The 24,096-nt window shown below is 46.7% G+C and carries 21 protein-coding genes and 1 pseudogene; 10 read left to right on the top strand and 12 right to left on the bottom strand.

The genetic code is table 11. From position 1 onward, the window contains the following. The 5 genes from arcC to ACZM6M_RS14700 form a co-directional block, all read right to left on the bottom strand. Complete coding sequence (arcC, locus tag ACZM6M_RS14720; RefSeq protein WP_066547119.1) at positions 1–963, bottom strand: carbamate kinase; 963 nt, start codon at positions 961–963, stop codon at positions 1–3. 168 nt (positions 964–1,131) lie between these two features. Further along, positions 1,132–2,325, bottom strand: coding sequence for a knotted carbamoyltransferase YgeW (gene ygeW, locus ACZM6M_RS14715; protein WP_337934212.1), 1,194 nt, complete (start codon positions 2,323–2,325; stop codon positions 1,132–1,134). Between the two features lie 91 nt (positions 2,326–2,416). Continuing rightward, on the bottom strand, positions 2,417–3,733 hold the full coding sequence (locus ACZM6M_RS14710; protein ID WP_337934211.1) for a YgeY family selenium metabolism-linked hydrolase: 1,317 nt from the start codon (positions 3,731–3,733) through the stop codon (positions 2,417–2,419). Positions 3,734–3,764: 31 nt separating this feature from the next. Further along, positions 3,765–4,973 carry a diaminopropionate ammonia-lyase gene (dpaL, locus tag ACZM6M_RS14705; RefSeq protein ID WP_066547130.1) on the bottom strand — a complete coding sequence of 403 codons (1,209 nt, stop codon included), beginning with the start codon at positions 4,971–4,973 and terminating at the stop codon, positions 3,765–3,767. A gap of 28 nt (positions 4,974–5,001) precedes the next feature. Next, a complete protein-coding gene (locus ACZM6M_RS14700) occupies positions 5,002–5,655 on the bottom strand; it encodes a helix-turn-helix transcriptional regulator (protein ID WP_066547132.1) in 654 nt (217 codons plus the stop codon). A gap of 234 nt (positions 5,656–5,889) precedes the next feature. Between ACZM6M_RS14700 and ssnA the strand changes: the two genes are divergently transcribed. From ssnA to xdh, 4 genes are all read left to right on the top strand, one after another. After that, positions 5,890–7,221 (top strand): putative aminohydrolase SsnA, encoded by a 1,332-nt coding sequence (gene ssnA, locus ACZM6M_RS14695; protein ID WP_489490523.1) that lies wholly within the window; start codon positions 5,890–5,892, stop codon positions 7,219–7,221. Positions 7,222–7,374: 153 nt separating this feature from the next. After that, positions 7,375–10,362, top strand: a complete 2,988-nt coding sequence (gene ygfK / locus ACZM6M_RS14690; RefSeq protein WP_489490522.1) for a putative selenate reductase subunit YgfK — start codon at positions 7,375–7,377, stop codon at positions 10,360–10,362. A gap of 153 nt (positions 10,363–10,515) precedes the next feature. Beyond that, positions 10,516–10,755, top strand: coding sequence for a putative Se/S carrier protein (locus tag ACZM6M_RS14685; protein ID WP_337933513.1), 240 nt, complete (start codon positions 10,516–10,518; stop codon positions 10,753–10,755). Then, on the top strand, positions 10,739–13,417 hold the full coding sequence (gene xdh / locus ACZM6M_RS14680) for a selenium-dependent xanthine dehydrogenase (RefSeq protein ID WP_066547142.1): 2,679 nt from the start codon (positions 10,739–10,741) through the stop codon (positions 13,415–13,417). The genes ACZM6M_RS14685 and xdh overlap by 17 nt, the downstream gene beginning before the upstream one ends. A 115-nt stretch (positions 13,418–13,532) precedes the next feature. On the opposite strand, the gene ACZM6M_RS14675 is transcribed toward xdh, so the two are convergent. After that, entirely contained in the window at positions 13,533–14,156 is a 624-nt protein-coding gene (locus ACZM6M_RS14675; protein WP_337933873.1) for a DUF1836 domain-containing protein, read from the bottom strand. 163 nt (positions 14,157–14,319) lie between these two features. Here ACZM6M_RS14675 and ACZM6M_RS14670 point away from each other — a divergent pair, with 163 nt between their 5' ends. The 3 genes from ACZM6M_RS14670 to rlmD all read left to right on the top strand — a co-directional run bounded on the left by ACZM6M_RS14670 (position 14,320) and on the right by rlmD (position 18,708). Further along, positions 14,320–16,680 carry an ATP-dependent helicase gene (locus ACZM6M_RS14670; RefSeq protein ID WP_418926636.1) on the top strand — a complete coding sequence of 787 codons (2,361 nt, stop codon included), beginning with the start codon at positions 14,320–14,322 and terminating at the stop codon, positions 16,678–16,680. Positions 16,681–16,856: 176 nt separating this feature from the next. Then, a complete protein-coding gene (locus ACZM6M_RS14665; protein ID WP_066550662.1) occupies positions 16,857–17,198 on the top strand; it encodes a hypothetical protein in 342 nt (113 codons plus the stop codon). Positions 17,199–17,304: 106 nt separating this feature from the next. Next, complete coding sequence (gene rlmD, locus ACZM6M_RS14660; protein WP_337933869.1) at positions 17,305–18,708, top strand: 23S rRNA (uracil(1939)-C(5))-methyltransferase RlmD; 1,404 nt, start codon at positions 17,305–17,307, stop codon at positions 18,706–18,708. Between the two features lie 127 nt (positions 18,709–18,835). Here the strand turns inward: rlmD and ACZM6M_RS14655 are convergent, their stop codons facing one another. Then, positions 18,836–19,252 (bottom strand): DUF3592 domain-containing protein, encoded by a 417-nt coding sequence (locus tag ACZM6M_RS14655; RefSeq protein WP_337933868.1) that lies wholly within the window; start codon positions 19,250–19,252, stop codon positions 18,836–18,838. Between the two features lie 40 nt (positions 19,253–19,292). Further along, on the bottom strand, positions 19,293–19,622 hold the full coding sequence (locus tag ACZM6M_RS14650; protein ID WP_337933866.1) for an AAA family ATPase: 330 nt from the start codon (positions 19,620–19,622) through the stop codon (positions 19,293–19,295). Positions 19,623–19,890: 268 nt separating this feature from the next. On the opposite strand from ACZM6M_RS14650, the gene ACZM6M_RS14645 reads away from it, so the two are divergent. Beyond that, complete coding sequence (locus ACZM6M_RS14645; RefSeq protein WP_418496681.1) at positions 19,891–20,178, top strand: hypothetical protein; 288 nt, start codon at positions 19,891–19,893, stop codon at positions 20,176–20,178. A gap of 56 nt (positions 20,179–20,234) precedes the next feature. Here the strand turns inward: ACZM6M_RS14645 and ACZM6M_RS14640 are convergent. Continuing rightward, positions 20,235–20,558: pseudogene (locus ACZM6M_RS14640) on the bottom strand (tetratricopeptide repeat protein); the annotation flags it as partial. 249 nt (positions 20,559–20,807) lie between these two features. Between ACZM6M_RS14640 and ACZM6M_RS14635 the strand changes: the two are divergent. After that, a complete protein-coding gene (locus ACZM6M_RS14635) occupies positions 20,808–20,951 on the top strand; it encodes a hypothetical protein (RefSeq protein ID WP_417301337.1) in 144 nt (47 codons plus the stop codon). 47 nt (positions 20,952–20,998) lie between these two features. Here the strand turns inward: ACZM6M_RS14635 and ACZM6M_RS14630 are convergent, their stop codons facing one another. Further along, positions 20,999–21,607 (bottom strand): GNAT family acetyltransferase, encoded by a 609-nt coding sequence (locus ACZM6M_RS14630; RefSeq protein ID WP_489490521.1) that lies wholly within the window; start codon positions 21,605–21,607, stop codon positions 20,999–21,001. Beyond that, complete coding sequence (locus tag ACZM6M_RS14625; RefSeq protein ID WP_014080774.1) at positions 21,600–21,785, bottom strand: hypothetical protein; 186 nt, start codon at positions 21,783–21,785, stop codon at positions 21,600–21,602. Before ACZM6M_RS14625 ends, ACZM6M_RS14630 begins: the two co-directional genes overlap by 8 nt. Before the next feature lie 356 nt (positions 21,786–22,141). On the opposite strand from ACZM6M_RS14625, the gene ACZM6M_RS14620 reads away from it, so the two are divergent. Beyond that, positions 22,142–22,519 (top strand): TOTE conflict system archaeo-eukaryotic primase domain-containing protein, encoded by a 378-nt coding sequence (locus tag ACZM6M_RS14620; protein WP_489490520.1) that lies wholly within the window; start codon positions 22,142–22,144, stop codon positions 22,517–22,519. A gap of 22 nt (positions 22,520–22,541) precedes the next feature. On the opposite strand, the gene ACZM6M_RS14615 is transcribed toward ACZM6M_RS14620, so the two are convergent. Then, on the bottom strand, positions 22,542–24,096 hold a 1,555-nt coding region (locus ACZM6M_RS14615), incomplete at its 5' end, for a DUF4368 domain-containing protein (protein WP_489490519.1).

The following is a 24,096-nucleotide window of genomic DNA, read 5'->3' as shown; positions in this document are numbered from 1 at the left end:
TTAGTTATTCTGCCCTAAGTGAATGTGGGTACCGGTTTTGCCCTGGATACCGTCCTTTGCCTTTTCAAGCAGGGTAATGAGGGCAGTGCGTCCTGGTTTTGATTCAGCGAATTTAACAGCAGCCTGAACCTTAGGAAGCATGGAACCGGGAGCAAAATGACCCTCTTTCATATACTTTCTTGCTTCTTCCGTATCAAGCTCATTCAGCCATTTTTCTTCCGGCTTTCCGAAGTTGATCGCAACTTTTTCTACAGCAGTGAGGATGATGAGGAAATCTGCATCCAGATTTTCTGCTAACAGCTCACTTGCAAAATCTTTATCGATAACAGCGCTGGCACCCTTTAAGTGATTGCCCTGACGGGTTACGGGGATACCTCCTCCGCCACAGGCGATTACAAGCTGACCGGAGTCTACCAGAGAGCGGATGGCTCCGATTTCAACAATTTCAGCAGGCTTTGGGGAAGCTACTACACGGCGGTAGCCCCGTCCTGCGTCTTCCTTCATAATGTAGCCGTATTTTTCTTCTGCAACCTTAGCCTGCTCCTCGGTCATAAAGTGCCCGATTGGCTTGGAGGGAGTATCAAAAGCAGGATCATCTGCATCAACACGGACCTGAGTGATCATGGTAGCCACCGGAATATCATAGATATCGCGGTTGTAAAGTTCTTCTCTTAAGGCGTTCTGCAGGTCATAGCCGATGTAAGCCTGGCTCATGGCTACGCAGACAGAGAGAGGTGTGTTGGGCTGATTGGCGTCTTCACGGCTTAAGGCAGCCATGGCGTTGTTGATCATGCCGACCTGAGGACCGTTTCCGTGGGCAACGATTACTTCGCAGCCTTCCTCAATGAGGTCTACGATCGCTTTTGCAGTGATCTTTACGGCCTTCATCTGCTCCGGAAGGGTATTTCCCAGTGCATTTCCTCCCAGGGCGATGACAATGCGTTTTTTCTTCTTATTTTCCATAGTTAAAATTCCCCTCGTATTACCAAAAATTAGTATCTTTGCTGATCAAAAAACGAAATATGGGTTAAAAAGAGCTGCCGGTCCCGGCGTACGCCTGAAATTGCGTCTGACACAAGCAATGTAAAGGCGCGCTCCGGTCCGGCAGCCTGGCAATATTAGTTCAGAAAATTACTTGAATACTCTTGGAGTACCTCTGTCTTCCAGTTTCTTTAAGATGTCGGCAGGATCAGCGAACTTAGCTAACATAATCATAGCAGCGATTACGTATGGCTTATAGCTTGCTTCTTTGTACAGAGGATCACGGTAGCGGTCGAATACAGATGCCTCAACCTCGCCGTCCTTGCAGCTTACATCGTTGATGTCAGCAGGCAGACAGTGCAGGTACAGAGCTTTTCCGTCCTTGGTGGTCTTCATCAGCTCTTCTGTACAGCACCAGTCTTTGTGCTCTGCGTTCTGAGCCAGCAGCTCCTTCTCCAGAGCCTTGATGCCATCGGAATCGCCCTCAGCGTACAGGTTAGTTCTCTTTTCCATAGCCGCAAATGGAGCCCAGCTCTTTGGATAAACGATATCAGCATCCTTGAATGCGTCAGCCATGTCGTGGGATACGCGGAAGGAACCGCCGGACTTCTCAGCGTTCTTTCTTGCAACTTCCTCTACTTCAGGCATAACCTCGTAGCCTTCCGGATGAGCCAGAACAACTTCCATACCCATACGTGTCATCAGGCCGATCACACCCTGAGGAACGGATAATGGCTTTCCGTAGGAAGGAGAGTAAGCCCATGTCATAGCCAGCTTCTTGCCCTTTAAGTTCTCTACGCCACCGAACTCATGGATGATGTGCAGCATATCAGCCATACACTGGGTAGGATGGTCGATATCGCACTGTAAGTTAACCAGAGTTGGCTTCTGCTCCAGGATGCCGTCCTTGTAGCCCTGGGTAACAGCGTCAACAACCTCATGCATATATGCATTTCCCTTGCCGATGTACATATCATCGCGGATACCGATTACATCAGCCATGAAAGAGATCATGTTTGCAGTCTCGCGGACAGTCTCGCCGTGAGCTACCTGGCTCTTGCCCTCGTCCAGATCCTGAACCTCAAGACCTAACAGGTTGCAGGCAGAAGCGAAGGAAAAACGTGTACGGGTGGAGTTGTCACGGAATAAGGAGATTCCCAGACCGCTTTCAAATACCTTTGTGGAAATGTTGTTTTCTCTCATGAAACGAAGAGCGTCAGCCAGAGTCCATACAGCCTCTAACTCGTCATCTGTCTTCTCCCAGGTAAGGAAGAAATCGCCCTCATACATTTCCTTGAAGTTTAAGGAATTCAGCTTATCAATGTAATCCTGTAAAGTTTTCATGTGTTTTGTTCTCCTTTTTGATAGAATGAGTATGAGATAAATGCCCCCGCAGCCCGATCGTTTCAGACCGCGGACGGCAGATGATATGAAATTACTTGCAGTAAACGGTTGGAAGAGCAGCGTATACGGCAGCACATGTTACCAGATCCTGCTTCCAGGTCTTCTCGTTTGGTGCGTGTGCCTGAGCCTCAGCGCCTGGTCCAAAGCCGATGCATGGGATGCTGTTACGGCCCATGATGGATACGCCGTTGGTAGAGAAGGTCCACTTGTCAGTCAGAGGACGTGCGGTTCTCATCTCCAGAGTCTCCTCAGCACCGATACGGTTCTCGCCGAACAGGTTGGTGTAAGCTTCCTCTAACGCTTTTGTTACTTCATGATCCTTCGGGATTACCCAGGTTGGGAAGTAGCACTCGATGGGGTAAACCAGACCCTTGTAGGAAGGACGGGAATACTCATACATGGAAACAGTTACGTCATCACCGTACTTCTTAACGGATGGAAGAGCACGGATCTCGTCTAAGCAGCTTTCCCAGGTCTCGCCTGCGGTCATGCGGCGGTCTAAGGATACAGAGCAGGAGTCTGCAACTGCACAGCGGCTTGGGGAGGTGAAGAAAATCTCGGAAACGGTTACGGTTCCGCGGCCGAGGAAGTTAGCCTCTTCCCACTCAGGATTATACTTCTGATCCAGCATCTTTACAAGTCCTTTAACTTCCTTGTCATCTGCTGCGTCATTTTCATTTAATGCGCGGACATCCTGAAGGATATCTGCCATCTTGTAGATTGCGTTGTCACCGCGCTCAGGAGCGGAACCATGGCAGGAAACACCCTTAACATCTACACGGATCTCCATACGGCCTCTCTGTCCGCGGTAGATGCCGCCGTCGGTAGGCTCGGTGGAAACAACGAATGCAGGACGGTATTTGTCCTCATTGATGATATACTGCCAGCAAAGACCGTCGCAGTCCTCTTCCTGAACGGTACCGGTTACAAGAACGGTGTACTTGTCAGAGAGAAGTCCCAGATCCTTCATGATCTTAGCGCCGTATACTGCGGATACGATACCGCCGCACTGGTCGGAAACGCCGCGGCCGCCAATCTCAGTTTCGGTCTCATAGCCTTCGTATGGATCGAAGGTCCAGTTGTCACGGTTGCCGATGCCTACGGTATCAATGTGTGCGTCAAAGCCGATAAGGGTTTCGCCTGTACCCATAAAGCCCAGTACGTTGCCCATGGGATCAATCTCTACCTTGTCAAAGCCAAGGTTTCTCATCTCTTCTGCGATGCGCTCGATGTGAGCCTTCTCATCACAGCTCTCGCCTGGGTTCTTTACGATCTCGCGTAAGAACTTGGTCATATCTTTCTGATAGTTCTGTGCAGCTTCTTTGATTTTTGCGTAATCCAGATTCATTTTATATCATCCTCCATAATTGATTTTAAAATTATTTGTCTAAGCCCTTCCATACGATGTTTTTGTAGCGGTCGGGATCGGTATCGCCCTCTGTGGAGAAGAGAAGAACCCTGGAGTTCTCATCCAGTCCGATATCCTTCTTTAACTGCTCGTATTCATCCAGTGTAGTCATAGCTGCCAGAGCGCCGAATGGAGCTGCGCCGGACTCACCGGAGGTGATGGAAGCGTCGCCCTTGATCGGAGCGGCCAGCATACGCATACCGTTTGCAGCTACCCAGTCAGGAGCAGCAATAAATACCTTTACATGGTTCTTTAAGATATCCCAGGAAATGGTATTTGGCTCGCCGCAGGCAAGACCTGCCATGATGGTCTGCATATCGCCGTCAACGATGCGGATGTCGCCGTCTCCGGCAGCAGCGCCCTTGTAGAGGCAGGCAGCAGCTTCTGCTTCCACTACTACGAAGGTTGGAGGGTTATCTGCATAAAGGTTTGCAAAGTAGCCTACGACAGCGCCTGCTAAGGAACCAACGCCGGCCTGTACGAAGATGTGGGTAGGACGCTCGCAGCCCTGAGCCTTTAACTGCTCGCCGGCCTCCATTGCCATGGTGCCGTAGCCCTGCATGATCCATGCGGGAATCTCTTCATAGCCGTCCCATGCGGTATCCTGTACGATCACGCCTCTTGGAGTCTCATCTGCTTCCTTGGCAGCCAGACGAACACAGTCATCATAGTTCATTTCCTGAATGTCTACCTGAGCGCCCTCTTTTGCGATGTTCTCAAGACGGGTCTGTGTGGTGCCCTTTGGCATATGTACGACAGCCTTCTGACCCAGACGGTTTGCAGCCCATGCAACGCCGCGTCCGTGATTTCCGTCGGTAGCTGTAAAGAAGGTAGCCTGACCAAATTCCTCTCTTAATTTTTCAGAGGTAAGAACGGAGTAGGGAAGTTCGGAAACATCCTTTCCTGTTTCCTTTGCAATGTAGCGCGCCATTGCGAAGGAGCCGCCAAGTACCTTAAATGCATTAAGGCCGAAACGGTAAGACTCATCTTTTACATAAACTTCCTTTACTCCCAGATAGGAAGCCATGTTTGGAAGTTTTGTAAGAGGAGTCTGGCTGTACTGCGGGAAGCTTTCGTGGAACGCTCTTGCCTTTTTAATCTCCTCTAATCCCATGATGGGAAGATTTTTGTCTTCTGTCTTCGGCATGTGGTTGACCGCCCACAGAATTTTCTGATCCATGATACTTTGTCCTCCTTATTTGTGTGGTTTAAGATGATTTGCGGCTGTTTACATCGATGTAGCTGTACAGGGTAAACTTGGAGATCCCAAAATACTTTGAAACCTTGTCGCCTGATTTTGTAATAAGAAAAGCGCCTGCATCGTTGAGAAATTGAATCGCTGTTACCTTTTCTTCCTTATTCATCAGAGCGGCGGGTTTGCCCACCAGTGCTACGGACTGTTCAATCAGTGTATCCAGCAGATCATTTACATTATGTACGATCTGTTCCGGCTGCTGCTTTGGACTGCTTCCCTGCTCGGTATCAATAAGAGAGCGGATGGAGCGGTCAACGGTCATAAGGCCGGTGATATCATAATTGATGGCGAAAATGTAGTCTATAGCGGTATCCTCTTCATTTCTTATGAAGAATGTGCTGGATTTTAAAATCTTTCCATTTGATGTGCGCGTCAGATAGCCTACATGATCCTTTAACAAAGCAGGGTCCTTGTGGAGCGTCTCCAGGACGATCTTTGAAGGGCCGTCGCCTTCCCTGCGGTTTGTCACATGGCCGTTGTTGATATGTACGACCGAATGTTCCAGATCGTGCCGTTTTAAGTCGTGGATCACGATCTCGCAGTCAGGTCCGAACTGCTTTGCAAGGCCGTCGGCGATCTGCTTCAGCAGATTCAGAGTATATGCCATAGCCTTACCTCCCGTCATATTCTAGATGATGTGTATATGGTTACTTTGTACAATGATACTTTGCAAAATGCAACCGCATTGTTTATGATTCCATCATAGCACAAAAAAATGTAATTGCAAGAGGTTTTTACAAAAAAATTTTGTATAACTAAAAAAAATTGTATTTTACCCTTGCAAATGGACTTTTATAGTGTTACTATAAGGGTAACAAAACAAAAAAGGAGAGAGTACCATATGCTGATGATCGGAAATGGACGTCTTGTTACAAGAGACGCCGAACAGCCATTTTTTGAGAACGGGGCAGTAGTGATCGACGGAACCACAGTTAAGAAGGTGGGCGATCTGGAAACCCTGAAAAAAGAGTTCCCTGACGCCGAGTTTGTTGACGCAAAGGGGGGCGTCATCATGCCGGCTTTCATTAATACCCATGAGCATATCTACAGCGCCATGGCAAGAGGCCTTAGCATTAACGGATATGATCCAAAAGGATTTTTAGATATCCTGGACGGAATGTGGTGGACCATCGACCGCCATCTGACCAATGAGCAGACACGCCAGAGTGCCAGAGTTACCTATATGGACTGCATCAAAAATGGCGTGACTACCGTATTTGACCATCACGCAAGCTTTGGCGAGATCAAGGACAGCCTGTTTGCCATCGAGGACGCTGCGAAGGAGTTTGGTCTGCGTACCTGCCTGTGCTATGAGATTTCAGACCGTGACGGCATGGACAAGGCAAGAGAGTCTGTGATGGAAAATGCCAGATGGATCCGCCATGCCCTTGCAGATGATACAGATATGATAGCCGGTATGATGGGTATGCATGCGCAGTTTACCATCTCGGACGAGACCATGGATCTGGCTGCGGCCAACAAGCCTGAGGAGGTTGGCTACCATATCCATGTGGCAGAGGGGATTGAGGATCTGCATGACTGCTTAAAGAAATACGGAAAGCGTATTGTAGACCGCCTGATGGATAAAAATATCCTGGGAAGCAAAACGCTGCTGGGCCACTGCATTTATGTAAATCCCCACGAGATGGATTTAATTAAGGAAACGGATACTATGGTAGTCCATAATCCTGAGTCCAACATGGGCAATGCCTGCGGTTGTCCTCCAACTATGGAGATCGTTCACAGAGGCATTCTTACAGGTCTTGGAACAGACGGCTATACTCAGGATATATTAGAGTCTTACAAGGTGGCAAATGTTCTTCACAAGCATCATCTCTGTGACGCTAACGCGGCCTGGGGCGAGGTTCCGCAGATACTCTTCGAGGGCAATGCAAAGATTGCCAACCGCTATTTTAAAAAGCAGCTGGGCGTATTAAAGGAGGGCGCAGCCGCAGATGTGATCGTAACAGATTACATACCAAGAACCCCAATGAACGCATCCAATGTAAACAGCCATATCTTATTCGGCATGACCGGACGCAGCGTTGTGACTACGGTCTGCAACGGAAAGATCCTGATGAAGGACAGGGAGCTGCTTGGCATTGATGAAGAGAAGGTTCTCTATGAAGTAAGGAACGCAGCCGCAGATTTGGCAAAATCCATCAACGGCTGATTATAATCCATCAAAGAAAATAAAACAAGTGCCGATTACAGGGCGGCGGGAAAGCAGCACCCCGGTCTTTTATGGCCGGGCGGCTGAGCCGGACAAGAGAAGGAAAATGGATGTTTCCGGTGCTGGGACCTGGTCGTGTGAAGGAGGAAAAATATGAGCGACATTATGACACCCATTCCTTTTGGAAAACTGATGAACTGGATTCTTGAAGAGCATAAGAAGGGCTCCATTTTCGGAATTAAAAAGCCTTTTGCCGCTGATCCAAAGAAGATGAGCACCATTTTCGGAAGAGGTCTTGAAACTCCCTTCGGACCTGCAGCAGGTCCCCATACGCAGCTTACACAGAATATTGTGGCATCCTATGTGGCCGGTAGCCGCTTCTTTGAGTTAAAGACCGTGCAGAAATTAGACGGCGAGGATCTTCCCGTATCCAAACCCTGTATCAAGGCAGATGATGAGTGCTATAACTGTGAGTGGTCTACAGAACTCTATGTGCCTCAGGCATATGATGAGTATATCAAGGCGTGGTTCGCCTGCAAGGTGCTGGCAAGGGAGTACGGCCTTGGCTCTATGGACGGGTTCCAGTTTAATATGTCTGTGGGATATGACTTAGAGGGCATTAAGACAGAGAAAATCGACCGTTTTATCGAAGGCATGAAGGATGCTTCTGAGGCTCCAATTTTTGCAGAATGCCGTCAGTGGCTCTTAGACAATCTGGATCGCTTTGAAAACCTGACCAAGGAAGATGTAGAGGGAATCTCTCCAAATGTGTGCAACTGCATTACCCTTTCTACCCTTCACGGATGTCCTCCACAGGAAATCGAGCGCATTGCCAGATATCTGATCGAGGAAAAGCACGTACATACCTTTATCAAATGCAATCCTACGCTTCTTGGATATGAATATGCAAGAAGCATTATGGATGAGATGGGTTATGATTATGTAGCCTTCGGTGATTTCCATTTCAAGGATGACCTTCAGTATGAGGATGCAGTTCCCATGTTAAAGAGATTGCAGGCTCTGGCAGATGAGAAGGGACTGGAATTCGGCGTAAAGATCACCAACACCTTCCCGGTAGATGTAAAGCAGAACGAGCTTCCAAGCGAAGAGATGTATATGTCCGGAAAATCTCTTTATGCCCTGTCTCTGTCCGTAGCATTAAAGCTGGCAGATGACTTTGGCGGAAAGCTTCGGATTTCCTATTCCGGCGGTGCGGATTACTTTAATATTGAAAAGATCGTGGATGCGGGTATCTGGCCTGTAACCATGGCAACCACCATGTTAAAGCCCGGAGGCTATCAGAGACTGGAGCAGATCGGAAGAATCTTTGAGGCAAAGCAGGCTCCTGTATTTGAGGGCGTGGATGCCGCAAAGGTAAGAGCTCTGGTAGAGGGTGCAAGAACCGATAAGCATCATGTAAAGGCTGTAAAGCCTCTTCCGTCCAGAAAGGTAAACAGTCCGGTTCCGCTGGTAGACTGCTTTATTGCACCCTGTCAGGAGGGCTGTCCCATCCATCAGGATATTACCCGGTATCTGCAGCTGGCAGGAGAGGGCAAGCATGAGGAAGCGCTGAAGGTTATCTTAAATAAGAATCCTCTTCCTTTTATCACAGGTACGATCTGTGCTCATAACTGTATGAGCAAATGTACCAGAAACTTCTATGAGACAGCTGTCAATATCCGCAGAACCAAGTTAGAGTGCGCCGAGGGCGGCTATGAGGCAGTGATGAAAGAGCTTAAGGCTCCGGCTGTTTCTTCTGATAAGAAGGCGGCTGTAGTAGGAGGAGGCCCTGCAGGTCTGGCAGCAGCGTTCTTCTTAGCCAAGGGCGGAATGAAGGTAACTGTATTTGAAAAGGAAGAGAAAATGGGCGGTGTTGTCCGCAACGTAATCCCGGGCTTCCGTATTCCTGACAGCGCCATTGACAATGATGTAGAGATCGTTAAGGCTATGGGAGCAGAGCTGGTAACCGGAAGGGAGATCCAGTCTGTTGAAGAGCTTAAGAAGGATTACGACTATGTGGTTCTGGCTCTGGGAGCTTCTGAGCCGGGCGTACTGAAGTTAGAGGCAGGCGAGCCGGTTAATGCCCTTGAATTTTTAGCACAGTTTAAGGCAACCGACGGAAAGGTTGACCTGGGCAAAAACGTAGTAGTGATCGGCGGCGGAAATACAGCTATGGATACAGCAAGAGCTGCAAAGCGCAACGCAGGCGTTGAAAAGGTTTCTCTGGTATACAGAAGAACCAGACGCTATATGCCTGCGGATGAGGAAGAGCTGGTAATGGCAATCGAGGACGGCGTAGAGTTTGCAGAGCTTCTCTCTCCGGTCCGTCAGGAAAACGGTGTACTCATCTGTAAAAAGATGGTTCTGGGCGATATTGATACCAGCGGCCGCAGAGGCGTTGTTGAGACAGATGAGATCGTAGAGGTTCCGGCAGATACTGTAATCGCAGCAGTAGGCGAGAAGGTTCCTTCCGGCTTCTATGAAGCAAACGGTATTGCCTTGGATTCCAGAAAGCGTCCTCAGGTAAATCAGGATACACTGGAAACCTCCCTTAAGGGCGTGTATGCAGTGGGAGACGGCCTCTTCGGACCTGCTACTGTAGTAGAAGGCATCCGGGACGGAAAGAAGGCTGCAGAGGCTATTATCGGAAGAGATCTTTCCGAGGATATCTTTAAGATGTCTGATGAAGAGGTTATCACGTACCGTAAGGGAAATCTGGCAGAAGAGGATGAAAGCAGAACAGACAGCGGAAGATGCCTTTCCTGCAACAGCTACTGTGAGAACTGTATGGAGGTCTGCCCCAACCGTGCAAATATTGCCCTTGTAGTTCCGGGCATGGAGAAGCATCAGATTATCCATGTGGACTATATGTGTAACGAGTGCGGAAACTGCCGCAGCTTCTGTCCATGGGACAGCGCTCCATATCTTGACAAGTTCACTCTCTTTGCAAATGAGGCAGATATGGCAGACAGCACTAATCAGGGCTTTGCAGTGTTAGATGCTGAAAAGGGAGCATGTAAAGTACGGCTTCAGGGAAATGAGTTTGCTTACCAGACCGGAACAGCAGACGAGAGAGTTCCTGAGGGAATTGCAAAGATCATTGAAACTGTAATCCGGGATTACAGCTATCTGATTCTGTAATTCCTGATGTTTGGGAAAAAGGACAGAGCTTCGATGTAAAGCTGAAAGCAGGCCCGGAGGGGAGGAGGATTTCCCTCCGGGCCTGATACACAAGACGTTTGTTAAAAAAGTAACGTTATATTCGAGAGGATATAACGAAAGAAAGGAGAAGCCATGGCAAGGGAAAGGACATTAAAGGCAGTGTATACATTTCACACTACAACAGAAGCCATGAAAATGGAGCAGTGCGCCAGGGAGCATGGGATTCCCGGCCGTCTGATCCCTGTTCCCCGGCAGATCAGCGCAGGCTGCGGGATGGCATGGGCGGCTCCGGCTGAAGCAAAAGCAAGAACAGATGAAGAAATTCGTTTGTCAGATGTAGAAGTGGAGGGAGTTTATGAGCTCTTATTGTAAAGTATGGATTAATGGCCAGGAAGTGGAAGCGGATGAAGAGCGGAAGCTGATGGACGTATTAAGGAATGATCTTCGTTTGAAATCTGTAAAGGACGGCTGCTCTGAGGGCGCCTGCGGTACCTGTACTGTTTTGATTGACGGAAAAGCTACCAAGTCCTGCGTACAGAAGATGGGCCGTCTGGCAGGTAAGCACATTTTAACGGTAGAGGGTTTAAGCCAGAGAGAAAAGGATGTGTATGTATATGCCTTTGGAGAAACGGGAGCGGTTCAGTGCGGTTTCTGTATTCCGGGAATGGTGATCTGCGCCAAAGGGCTTCTGGATGTAAATCCCGATCCCAGCCGTGTGGAGATTGCCTATGCGATCCGCAATAACTACTGCCGGTGTACCGGATATAAAAAGATTATAGATGCGATCCAGCTGGCAGCTAAGATGCTGCGGGAGGATATCGCTCCGGCGGAGCAGGAGAAGATGATCAGGGTGGGAAGCAGGGTCCACCGGATCGATGCTGAGGGAAAGGTACTGGGAACAGGAAAATATGTAGATGATCTGGATAAGGTGGATTTTCCGGAAATGATCTACGGAAGTGCTGTACGCTCCAAATATCCCAGAGCCATTGTAAAGGCTATTCATACGGAGAAGGCAAAAGCCCTTCCCGGCGTTGTCTGCGTGCTGACAGCTGATGACGTTCCCGGAAAGAACAAGGTAGGTCACTTAAAGCAGGACTGGGATACCATGATCGCAGTGGGAGATACCACACGGTATCTGGGAGACGCAATCTGCCTCGTAGCGGCTGAGACACCGGAGATTCTGGAGCAGGCAAAGGCTCTGGTAGAGGTGGAGTATGAGAAGTTAAAACCTGTGACCTGTCCGGCAGAGGCTATGGAAGAGGGAGCTCCCCTTGTACATTCCACAGGAAATATTTTAAGCCATGAGCATCTGGTGAGGGGAAATGCAGATGAAGTGATTGCTGCATCCAAATACAAAGTAACCCGCCATTATGAGACTCCCTGGACAGAGCATGCATTTTTGGAGCCTGAATGTGCAGTTTCCATGCCATTTGACGGCGGCGTGCTGATTTATTCTACCGATCAGGGTACCTACGATACCCGTCATGAAACTTCTATCCTTTTGGGCCTTCCTCCGGAAAAGGTAATCGTAGAAAATATGCTGGTAGGCGGCGGCTTCGGCGGCAAGGAGGACGTAACGGTTCAGCATCAGGCAGCGCTGATTGCCTATATTACAAAGAGGGCCGTTAAGGTAAAGCTGACCCGTAAGGAAAGTATTCTGGTGCATCCAAAGCGTCATCCCATGAGCATTGACCTGACAACTGCCTGTGATGAAAACGGCCGTCTTACAGCTATGAAGGCTGTGGTAGTGGCTGATACGGGAGCTTACGCATCTCTTGGAGGGCCGGTGCTCCAGAGAGCCTGTACCCATGCAGCAGGACCGTATAATTATCAGGTGATCGACATTGACGGAAAGGCAGTTTACACCAACAATCCGCCTGCGGGAGCTTTCAGAGGCTTTGGCGTGACACAGACCTGTTTTGCAACGGAGATGAATATCAATCTTCTGGCAGAGATGTGCGGTATGGATCCCTGGCAGTTCCGTTACCTGAATGCAATCCGTCCGGGACAGGTGCTGCCGAATGGACAGATTGCAGATCCTTCTACCGGTCTGGCAGAGACCCTGGAGGCAGTAAAGGATATTTACTACAGCCATCCTTATGTGGGAATCGGCTGTGCCATGAAGAATGCCGGCGTAGGAGTGGGACTTCCGGATACAGGCCGTGTACGTCTGATCGTAGAGGGCGGAAAGGTTCATATCCATTCTGGCGCCTCCTGTATCGGACAGGGCGTTGGAACGGTTCTGGTACAGATGCTGGCAGAAAGTGCAGGCATCAGTATGGATGAGATTGAGTATCACCGTCCAAATACCTCCATGGCTCCTGATTCGGGAACTACCTCAGGTTCCAGACAGACACTGGTAACAGGAGAAGCCTGCAGAAGGGCTGCCAAGGATTTAAGAAGGGCTCTTTTTGAGGCAACCGGACGCAGTTATGAAGCAACGGAGATGCCAAGCGCATACCTGTCCAATGTAATGGTGGCAAAGGAAAGCCCGGAGACGGCGGCTGTTACCTTTACGGCTGAAGAAGTGGCTCTGTTAAATGGAAAAGAATTCTACGGCGAATATCTGGCAAAGACAGATAAGATGGGCGCTGATGTAGAGTATCCGGTATCCCATGTGGCTTACGGCTATGCGACCCAGCTGTGCATCTTAAAAGAGGACGGAACCATTGAAAAAATGGTGGGCGCCCATGATGTGGGAAAAGTTGTAAATCCAAAGAGTGCAGAGGGGCAGGTAGAAGGCGGAATCGTTATGGGCTGCGGCTATGCGCTGACAGAGCAGTATCCCTTAAAAGACTGCGTACCTACAGCCAAGTATGGAACTCTGGGACTGTTCCGTGCAGATAAGGCTCCTGAGGTAGAGTCTATAATTGTTGAAAAACCGGGAGTGGATGTAGCCTTCGGAGCCATCGGTATCGGTGAGATTACCTCTATTCCTACAGCTCCCGCAGTGGCAGGCGCTTACTATAAGTGGAATCAGATTTTTGAGACAGAACTGCCTCTTAAGAATACGCCATATGCAAAAAAGAAGTGAAATCCTGCAATATGATGCAGATAAATGATGTGAATATGTGATGATAGGAAAACCGCCCCGGTCTTGCTGTCGGATGAATGATCCGTCAAAGACCGGGGCGGTTTTCGGCTGTGGTTTATTTCTTTTTCAGAGGCGGTTCGTCCTCACGGAGCTGATCTGCAATTTTTTCGATCAGGCGCATTTTCAGATATACATCAAAGGACAGTTCGCATATAAAGGAAAAAAGACGCAGATACTCCTGTTCTCCTTCCCTGGCGGGACAGTCCTTAAAGGTGTCCATAGCACGGGAAAATTTGGCGGAAACATCTGCCTTTAAGTGCTCCATCTCACGCTCCTCCAAAGAAGAGACCTCACGGTAAATATCTTCCAGAGAAAGCCCGGAGGACTGGCTTCCGGAAGAAAAATGTCTGGACGTAATGGGACCGAAAAAGGTTTCGATATCATGGAAGGACAGAAGATTTTTAAAATAGTAGATAAAGATCAGCATCAGCATATGATCTCTGGAATATTTTTTCTTTACCGGAGGAGGCAGAAGGTTGTTTTTGGCGTAATTGTTGATCATGGTCTTTGTTAAGACCTTGTCCTCTTCATAGCGCTTGGAGTCCTTTAAATGCTCCTCCATAAAGGTAGTTACCTGATCCATATACAGGTCAATGTTCGGAATTTCCTCAGGCGTTACATGAGTCTGGGAGTTTAGAAATTCCATAAGGCCTGAGAGCTGTTCAGCGTTCGATTTCATCTATATTCACCTCGGTTTGACACATGATGTTGTATTGCTGTATCTATTATATAGTATTAAAAACCAGATGGCAAGAGGAATCGCGAAAGGACTTTTCCTGGGTCATCACTTATGCTATACTGTTTGGAGGCGAAAATGACAGAAATAAAAAGGCGGTACATTTATGAGTATTTATGATACATTAAATCCCATGCAGAAGGAGGCAGTGCTTCACACCGAAGGTCCTCTCCTTATTCTGGCGGGAGCCGGATCGGGGAAGACCCGGGTACTGACCCACCGGATTGCATACCTGATCGAGGAAAAAGAGGTCAATCCCTGGAATATCCTGGCTATTACCTTTACGAATAAGGCGGCGGGAGAGATGCGGGAGAGAGTGGATTCTCTGGTGGGCTTTGGAGCGGAAAGCATCTGGGTCAGCACCTTTCATTCTACCTGTGTGAGGATTCTGCGGCGCTATATTGAACATCTGGGATATACCACCAGCTTTTCCATCTATGACAGCGACGACCAGAAGACGCTGATGAAGCAGGTGTTTAAGACGCTGGATATTGATACAAAGCAGTATAAGGAACGTTCGGTACTGGGAATTATTTCCTCTGCCAAGGATAAGCTGATCTCTCCGGAGGAATTTCTTCTGAATGCAGGACAGGATTTCCGTCAGAAAAAGGTAGGGGAGATTTACAGGGAATATCAGAATCAGCTGAAAAAGAACAATGCTCTGGATTTTGATGATCTGATTGTAAAAACAGTGGAGTTATTTCAAAATGACAGCCAGATTCTGGATTACTACCAGGAACGGTTCCGATATATTATGGTAGATGAGTATCAGGATACCAATACGGCTCAGTTTAAGCTGATCAGCCTTCTGGCATCCAAATATGGGAATCTGTGTGTGGTAGGTGATGATGACCAGTCCATTTACCGGTTCAGAGGGGCGGATATTGAAAATATTTTAAGCTTTGAGCAGACATTTCCCGGCGCCAGAGTGATTAAGCTGGAGCAGAATTACCGGTCTACCCAGAATATTCTGGATGCGGCTAACGGTGTGATCCGCCACAACAGAGGAAGAAAGGAAAAATCCCTGTGGACAGCCAACGGAACAGGAGATGAGATCCTGTTTAAACAGTTTGATGATGCAAGGGATGAGGCGGATTATATTGCCCGTCAGATCAGAGACAGTGAGTTTTCCTATCAGGATCAGGCGGTACTTTACCGTACCAATGCCCAGTCCCGTCTGTTAGAGGAGCGGTGTATTTTTTACAATGTGCCATACCGGCTGGTGGGAGGCGTGAATTTCTACCAGAGAAAGGAAATCAAGGATATTCTGGCTTATTTAAAGACGGTTGCCAATGGTGTAGACGATCTTTCCGTTCTGAGAATTATTAATGTGCCGAAGAGAGGAATTGGAGCAACATCCATGGGAAGGGTGACGATGTTTGCCTCAGAACATAGCATGAGCCTTTACAGTGCTCTTAGGGAAGCGAGAATGGTGCCTGGGCTTGGAAAAGCAGTTGAGAAAATCGGTCGTTTTATTTCTCAGATGGAGTGCTTTCGGGCAATGGCCCAGTCGGAAGAATATTCCATTCAGGATCTGATTGAGGCGATTCTGGAGGAAACGGGATATGAGGAGGAGCTGAAGGCAGAGGGTGAGATTGAAGCGGAGACCCGTATGGAAAATATCCAGGAGCTGATCAATAAGGCAGCCGCCTATGAGGAGGATTCACAGCATCCTTCTCTGGATGAATTTTTAGAGCAGGTAGCTCTGGTGGCTGACATTGATAATGTAGATTCCTCAGAAGACAGGGTAACGCTTATGACCCTTCACAGCGCCAAGGGACTGGAGTTTCCCAAAGTATATCTGGCAGGTATGGAGGACGGACTGTTTCCGGGAATGATGGCCGTTTCTTCGGATGACCCCACGGATATGGAGGAAGAGCGGAGGCTGTGCTATGTGGGGATTACCAGAGCCAAAAAGGAGCTTGTGATTACTGCGGCCAGAAAGCGGATGACCCACGGAGAAACGCGCTACTGTAAACCCAGCCGTTTTGTGGAGGAAATCCCGGCAGAGCTTCTTAAGGAGGAGAGGCTGGAGCCGGTGCTTGGAAGTGCGAGAGGGGCAGATAGTTTTGGCGGAGCGTCAGGACGATTTGGAGCTGGAGAAGAGGGACTTCCCTGGAATCAGCCGGGAAGCGGCACGGTAAGCACCTTTGGAAAGGGGTACAATGCCTATGCTTCAAAAACGACAGGTTTTGGAACGGCAAATGCGGGCTTTAAAGGTGGTAAAGGCGGCCTTGGCAGCGGTCAGAGCTTTGGGACGAACCCCGGCTTTGGAAAGTCATTTACAGTTCAAAAGGCAGCGTCACTGGATTATAAAGAGGGCGACCGGGTTCACCACGACCGGTTCGGAGACGGCACAGTAAAGGAAATTGTGGACGGAGCCAGAGATTACGAGGTGACAGTAGAATTTGATACAGGTGGTCAGAGAAAAATGATGGCCTGCTTTGCAAAGCTGAAAAAAATATAAATGTTCAGATATCTGGCAGAAAATTGGAAAAACTGAAAAGAAATGGGATAGTAAAAACAATGATTCCATGCTATAATAAGTTATAGCGAAGCGCCGGGCAGCTAAAATGGGGTTGCGTGCGGATGAACCGTTCTAAATCCCGGCTTCCCGTTATTGCAAGAAAGGACGGATATGCCATGAATCGTTTTGACAGAGACAGACTGGATGCCATGGGAAAAGAAGCATTAAGCCGTGTAGAGGAGCTGATGAATACCAGCCGGATCAACGAACTGATGCACAAAAGAGAAGAGGATGAAAAAAAGAGAAACTGCATTCTCTGGATTCTGGCTATTATCGGAGCTGTAGCTGCCGTAGCCGGTATTGCCTATGCCGTATACCGTTTCTTTACACCTGATTATCTGGAAGATTTTGAGGATGATTTCGACGACGATTTCGACGATGATTTCTTCGAGGATGAGGAGTCTGTAAAGAAGGCAGAGGAAAAGAAGGAAGAAAAAGAAGAGGATCAGGAAGCATAATTATCCTCCAAACAGCGCGTAACAGCCGGGAACAAAAGGCGAAAAGAGCCGGATCCGTTTCCGGCTGTTTCTTTGAAACAGACATAAGAAGTAAGGAGTAAACGTATTGAAAAAGGGAGATATCTGCGAAGCAGTTGTAGAAAAAATTGATTTTCCAAATAAAGGGATTCTTCATGTGGATGGAGAGCGGGTCATTGTAAAGAATGCAGTTCCCGGTCAGAAGGTTCGTTTTGTGATCAATAAAAAAAGAAAGGGAAAGTGTGAAGGCCGCCTGTTGGAGGTGGTGGAGCACTCACCGATTGAGCAGCCGGATAGGGCCTGTCCCCATGGCGGCATCTGCGGCGGCTGCCTGTATCAGGGGCTTCCCTATGAGGAGCAGCTAAAGATTAAGGCAGAGCAGGTAAAGGGGCTGATTGATGAGGTCTGTGATTCCTACGAATTTCAGGGAATTAAGGGAAGTCCCATATACGAAGGCTACCGCAACAAGATGGAATTTTCCTTTGGGGATGAGTATAAGGATGGGCCTCTGGCTCTTGGAATGCACCGCAGAGGAAGCTTTTATGATATTGTGACTACACCAGAGTGTCGAATCGTACATCCTGATTTCTGCCAGATTCTGGAGGCGACTCTGGAATATTTTTCCAGTCGAAAGATCGGATATTACAGAAAGCTGCAGCATACAGGCTATCTGCGTCATCTGCTGGTGCGCAGGGCTGTAAAAACAGGAGAAATCCTTACCGCTCTTGTAACCTCAGGCCAGACAGAGGTTTTTGCCGGGGATACTCAGGGAGACGGACGGGCTCAGGAGCAGGAACTGTTAAAGGGATGGATGGAGGCGCTTAAGGAACTGCCTTTAGAGGGAAGCTTTGCAGGGATTCTCCATATCCGCAATGACAGTCTGGCAGATGTGGTTCAGAGCGATGAAACACAGGTACTTTATGGAAAGGACTATTTTTATGAGGAGCTTTTGGGCCTTACCTTCCGCATCAGCCCCTTTTCCTTCTTCCAGACCAACTCACTGGGGGCCGAGGTTCTCTATGAAACAGCCAGAAGCTACATAGGGGAGACAAAGGACAAGGTAGTATTTGACCTCTACAGCGGAACCGGAACCATTGCCCAGATCACATCACCGGTGGCTGACAAGGTAGTAGGTGTGGAGATCGTGGAGGAGGCAGTGGAAGCTGCCAGAAAAAATGCGGCGTTCAATGGTCTGGAAAACTGTGAATTTATTGCAGGAGACGTATTAAAGGTTATTGATGAACTTACCGACCGCCCGGATATTATTATCCTGGATCCGCCAAGGGATGGCATTCACCCAAAGGCTATTGGAAAGATCATTGAATTTGGGGTAGATCGGATGGTTTATATCAGCTGCAAACCTACCAGCCTGGCCAGAGATCTGGTGCCTCTTCAGGAGGGCGGATATAAGGTTGAAAAGGTGTGCTGCGTGGATATGTTTCCATTTACGAGCGGGATAGAAACTGTGTGCCTCCTTTCCCACGTAAAATAAGTGTTTACAGGGGAAGCTGCAATACATAATTGTCGATTTGTCAACCATTTGTCAACCCTTTTTTGAGCGGTTGACAAATGGTTGCTGTTTTTTTAAAGTGAACTGTTTTGTCTGATCTTACATTAGTTTAAATTCTCAAAATCAGCGGAAGCAGCCATACCTTTATGATCAGTGCGGTAAAGCCAAACCCCATCAAAAAGAAAAACAACCCGCCAAACAGGAACATCCAATTCCCACCGGACGCATGGGGAATGTAATACTGCTCTGGGTTTTTCTGGTTATACCGCAGTTCGACCTGATCCCCAATCTCATAGGAGGTGGGGCTGACATTGTGCTGTATTATGACCGTTTTTCCATCGGCCTGATATTGAAATACTGGATAGGAGTGCCAGTGATCATCCCTCCACTCCATATGAATATCAATTACGTTTGCCGTTGCCGGTTCGTTGCAGACATGTTTGTGATACAGCGGATAAATCATGAAAATGATCCCTGTTATAACTGCAAACAAGCTGATTGCAAGGGCACAAATATAACCTGCCATACGTTTCCCTCCTTGCTGTATTCAAATTTTCTTCAATGTTCTAATCCCCCGTAAAATGCGAGAGCAGTCCTGACAGGAAACTTAAAATCAGGACTACACTGCCTATAACAAACCACGTTGTTTCCTGCATTATTATCCGCTGATTTTCTATAAAGAATATTTTCGGATTATCCTGATTTACCTGAAAGGGATAGGTTTTTTCTTCTAAAACTTCCATTATATTGATATATACGGTATCCGCATATGCCTGTCGGCCAAACTCTTTCATAAGCCAGGTCTTACCGACTTGACGTGCCCCTTCGATCATCAAAGGCTTACGGTATTTGCTTTGTTTCCATTTTAATAGCTTTTCAATAGCAATTCGGTACATATACACACCTTCGTCCTTATAATGCAAATATAGTATAATGTATAATTACAAAAAATTACAACGAGTTTTAGGAGAATAATTACGCTTTTTACGGTGAATAAAGCGTGAATTTCGATTTTTCATAGCATAAGAAATCAAGCATTGGCCAGCCGGCTTACGGATACTGTTTATGGCTCTCTATCCCATGTCATCTGATTTTGTGGCTTCATTCCTTTTGTCACGCCCTCAGCCGCTTTTATTTACTCGATGATAAGATCCAAGCGGATGATTGCAGAAATGGGGAGCAGTTGTACGGCTCTGTGCGATTTTCTATGGTGGATATATGGCTGGCAATGTGTTTCATGAACTGATCCAGTGCGGGCTGATTCCAGTTACCGTTTTGGATCAGATTTTTCGGCAGTCGAAAGACAACCTGATTGCATATAATGCGAAGTTCATCAATAAAGGAACAAGCAAGCTGTACTATGGGAACGGCCACAGCTTTGGATGGGAAGTGAAAGTTATGAGGCAGATATTTGCGGTCAGGTTTACTGTAATAACCTGGGACGGGCATTAGACGGAACATTCTGACTGCAGGGGGCTTCTGGACGAATCACAAAAGAGGACGCATCGGATTTTGAAAGTGGCGGCCGAAGATAAGGGAGTCAGATTTTTCTTTTTCGCATCTGAGATGCTGTCATCCTGAATGAATAAAGTGTAAATATCTTGTATAGCCATATTACAGTCAGACATCAGTGGAAGAAGATTCTGGTGGATGGTATGGGCTAATTTTTCCTGATTGGATGGCTTGGAATAGTAAGCGGATATTTTAGGACTGATTTTAGCCCGACCAGTCATCCAGCGGCAAACCAGACAGTTATCCATTGAAAAATCCTGATTTGCCGGATCATCCATAAAATCTTCAAATAATTCGTATAAAAAATCGGGCTGACTCATTTGATTACTTTCGCTGATATGATTTTTTAAGCAAGTGCTAATAGAAGAAAAATCGCATCGATTCAATAGAAATTCCCCTTTCGTAGTTAAGATTAAGTATATCCCTCATAACACGAACGTATATTTGATTCAAGAAAATGCAGATATTTTTAAATTGATTGTGTCAATTTACAATCAATTTCTATTCAATGTGGTTTTCAGGCAGGTTCTGTAAAATAAGCTCAGATCAAACAATAACGGGAGGAGCTTATGCAACAGAATATTGAATTTGAGCGGTGCATTGATTTTCTGGTACGGATGATTGATAAGTACGGCGATGAAGTCCTCCGGGAGTTGGAGGAAGAAAAACAGAATAAAAAAGAAAAAGAAGAAAAAGAAGCGGCAGTTTCCTGAAATACAAAATGTAAATCAGACTGTCGCTTTTTTCATGCATTTTTAAATCAAATAAATTTTAAAAGCTGATGCAGAGTGTGTGGCTCATTATTCTGAGAAGCGGTAATACGAGTATCAAATGGCTTGAAATGATTCTGCGTATAAAAGCTCAGAAGAAATTCATTATCTTCGCATTCAAGAAACTCCATAACGCAGCCTACGGAATATTTGAGACTGGATATTGTTTCCAGTGCAAATCCCAGTAGAATATTTCCAGTGATTCGTTTTTCCTTTGGAAGAGAATAGTTCTTTCCCAACTGGGCGATCAGGTAAGCTGCGGTAGTATAGGATTGTGTTTCTTCATCCAAAATACTGACACGGGACAGCTTTTTTGCCATTGTCTTGCTGATATTTGAAGCACGGACAGAGATGGGTTTTACTGTAAGTGAAAAATAACCAACCAGTGAAGCATCTTCAGCATCAAATACCAGATAAGTGATAGATTGATCTTTTTTGGTAAACTCAATCGCATTATGTAATAAAAAGTATTCCACATCGGGATTTTTGGGACAAGAAAAATCGGAGAGTAAGTCGTAAAGACTTTCCTCTCCGATATATGTCGGTTCGTCTTTATCCAAATATGCCCGAATATTAACGGTAAAATATTTATCAGACATGTTTTTTCTTCCTTTTTGACATTAAAGCTAAGATTTCCTGTGGGTTCGTTAACTGACGTCCGGGAAGTGTCTGCTTTGGTGTGCGGTCACGGTCGGCTTCGTCAATTGCTGCGACAAAACGCTTTACGCTATTTGGATTGGATACGACAAAATTATGAGTAATACTTGAAGTAGCCATACTAACACCTCCTCTTTTTCTGGCTTTTTTGTGTATTTATAGTATATGCAATGTGTGATAAAAACACAATATCGAAAACAAAAATAGTTTCTAAATAATTTTCAAGCCGGACATTTATTAGACGCTTCCGGTAAGCGAACAATATTTTCGAGCCAATCATTTATAAGTCGCCAATGGTGGGCGGGCAATATTTTGATAACAGAAATGCTCTGTATCTAACTTAATTATACGATTGGCGAAGAAATGCGTCAATACGGAAAATAAATATTGAAAATAGTTGGAACAAGTACTAAAATAAAGTTGGGACACAAAATGAGGGTTACATTACGAAATAATAAGAAGTGTAGGTGGAAGGTTTGAGCATAGAAGCATATGATGCGGATTCATTGAGAAAGATGGTTAGGTTGCTTGAATATGAGAACAAGATATTAAAAGATAAATTGAAGAAAGCAGGCATTTCATATGAAGAGGTGAATCCTTTTGAAGAAAAAATAGAAAGTGCAGAAGAATATGACCTGGATCAAGGGAGTCGTATCGTAAATCCGCCATATATTACAGAGAAAATGGCAATACGTTTCTTTTCGATGTTTTGGGGAAGAGAAGATGTATATGCCAGACGGGGAAAGAACGGGGGTTATTTTCCACAATGTGCAAATCGTTGGAATGACCGGCTTTGTCCTAAACAACGTAAAGAGAAGGGTTTTCGGTTACAAGGAAGTATATTTTTCAATTAGGCGGTATAGCCCCGTTTAAGGGCTATGCCGTCTTTTCCTGTTTATCGGTTTTTTTCTGTTCTGTCTGCGGGTCAGTCGGCAAATGGATTTCTCCCACGAAGTTAAAGATAATATCCACTTTCTGAAAACGCTTGCCGTCTATCTTCTCCGGCGCATGGACAACGATTTTCTTTATAAACTCATTGACGATAGTGGGAGTTAATTCGGTTATTCCCACGTACTTGCGGATGATGGCGGCGAAGCTGTCAAAATCGCTTTTATTCTGTTCGTAGGTATCGACTTCCTGTTGTTCTGCCTTTACCTTTTCCGTCAGCTCTTTTTGTTCTGCTTCATACTCTGCGGACAGCTTCAAAAATCGCTCATGGCTGATTGTGCCGTTGATGTCGTCCTCATAAATCCGCTTGAAAATCCGGTCAAGTTCTGCAATCCGTTTTCTTGCCTGCCTTACTTCACACTGCTTGCGTTTCATATCCTTTTCCGCTTCATCAAACCGCTGTTTCTGTATCAGTTCCATAAAGGTGGTAATGTCCTCATAGAACATGGCAGTTACGGCAAATATCCGATTGAGAACGATTTTCCGCAGGACTTCTTCTCTGATGAAGTGTGCCGTACAATCTCCCGTATTGCTTTTATATCTTGCACAGCGGTAGTTGTCTTGTGAACCGTCAAAGCTCTTGCAGGTGGCAAAGTGCAGTTTACTTCCACAATCCGCACAGAATACCAAGCCGGAAAACATTCCCTGTCGCTCTGCCTTTGTGGGGCGGCGTTTATTTGCCCTTAATTCCTGTACCCGTTCAAAGACAGCTTCCTCAACGATTGCTTCATGGGTGTTGCGGAAAATCGCCTGCTGTTCTTTTGTGGTGGGAATACGCTTTTTCAGCTTGTGGGATTTGGAATAGCTTTTGAAGTTTACCGTATGTCCGCAGTAGTCCATACGCTCCAAAACTGCTACAATCGTACTTTCATTCCAACTGTACGGATTATCGGGAAGTGATTTTCCTTTCTGCTTTGCATAATGAGCGCGTGTTGTCAGCACTTTGTCAGCTTTCAAAATTTTCGCTATTTGCATAGGTCCTTTTCCTGCAACGCATAAATCAAAAATTCGCTTTACCACAGCGGCAGCTTCTTCATCTACAATCCATTTCTTTCTGTCGTTGGGGTCTACCTTATAGCCATAGGGCGGCTTAGTCAGATGTTCTCCTGCCATGCCCTGCGCTTTCTTGATTGCCCGTACTTTTTTACTGGTATCTTTGGCGTAAAAATCGTTAAACAGATTTCGGAAAGGAGTAAAATCATTGTCGCCCTTTGCGCTGTCCACGCCGTCATTGATTGCGATATAGCGAACATCTCTTTCAACGAAAAAGATTTCCGTATAGTAACCGACTTTCAGATAATCACGCCCCAAGCGGGACATATCCTTGACAATGACTGTCGCCACATTTCCGGCTTCAATCTCTGCAATCATGCGGTTAAAATTCGGTCTGTCAAAAGTTACACCGGAAACGCCGTCATCAATAAAGAATACAGGATTTGTAAAGCCGTTATCCGAAGCATATTTTGTTAAAACTGCTTTTTGA

This window comes from Enterocloster sp., assembly GCF_057861365.1.
The sequence above is the reverse complement of the archived record's forward strand: the minus strand, read 5'-3'. Positions and strand labels throughout refer to the sequence as shown.

Bases quoted from the DNA above. Each gene is read 5' to 3' on its own strand.
- ACZM6M_RS14670 (WP_418926636.1), top strand. From the start codon at position 14,320: ATGAGTATTTATGATACATTAAATCCCATGCAGAAGGAGGCAGTGCTT.
- ACZM6M_RS14650 (WP_337933866.1), bottom strand. From the start codon at position 19,622: ATGTACCGAATTGCTATTGAAAAGCTATTAAAATGGAAACAAAGCAAA.
- dpaL (WP_066547130.1), bottom strand. From the start codon at position 4,973: ATGGATCAGAAAATTCTGTGGGCGGTCAACCACATGCCGAAGACAGAA.
- ACZM6M_RS14635 (WP_417301337.1), top strand. From the start codon at position 20,808: ATGCAACAGAATATTGAATTTGAGCGGTGCATTGATTTTCTGGTACGG.
- ygfK (WP_489490522.1), top strand. From the start codon at position 7,375: ATGAGCGACATTATGACACCCATTCCTTTTGGAAAACTGATGAACTGG.
- ACZM6M_RS14625 (WP_014080774.1), bottom strand. From the start codon at position 21,785: ATGGCTACTTCAAGTATTACTCATAATTTTGTCGTATCCAATCCAAAT.
- ACZM6M_RS14685 (WP_337933513.1), top strand. From the start codon at position 10,516: ATGGCAAGGGAAAGGACATTAAAGGCAGTGTATACATTTCACACTACA.
- ACZM6M_RS14700 (WP_066547132.1), bottom strand. From the start codon at position 5,655: ATGGCATATACTCTGAATCTGCTGAAGCAGATCGCCGACGGCCTTGCA.
- ACZM6M_RS14675 (WP_337933873.1), bottom strand. From the start codon at position 14,156: ATGAAATCGAACGCTGAACAGCTCTCAGGCCTTATGGAATTTCTAAAC.
- ACZM6M_RS14665 (WP_066550662.1), top strand. From the start codon at position 16,857: ATGAATCGTTTTGACAGAGACAGACTGGATGCCATGGGAAAAGAAGCA.
- ACZM6M_RS14655 (WP_337933868.1), bottom strand. From the start codon at position 19,252: ATGGCAGGTTATATTTGTGCCCTTGCAATCAGCTTGTTTGCAGTTATA.
- arcC (WP_066547119.1), bottom strand. From the start codon at position 963: ATGGAAAATAAGAAGAAAAAACGCATTGTCATCGCCCTGGGAGGAAAT.
- ACZM6M_RS14710 (WP_337934211.1), bottom strand. From the start codon at position 3,733: ATGAATCTGGATTACGCAAAAATCAAAGAAGCTGCACAGAACTATCAG.
- xdh (WP_066547142.1), top strand. From the start codon at position 10,739: ATGAGCTCTTATTGTAAAGTATGGATTAATGGCCAGGAAGTGGAAGCG.
- ssnA (WP_489490523.1), top strand. From the start codon at position 5,890: ATGCTGATGATCGGAAATGGACGTCTTGTTACAAGAGACGCCGAACAG.
- ACZM6M_RS14630 (WP_489490521.1), bottom strand. From the start codon at position 21,607: ATGTCTGATAAATATTTTACCGTTAATATTCGGGCATATTTGGATAAA.
- ygeW (WP_337934212.1), bottom strand. From the start codon at position 2,325: ATGAAAACTTTACAGGATTACATTGATAAGCTGAATTCCTTAAACTTC.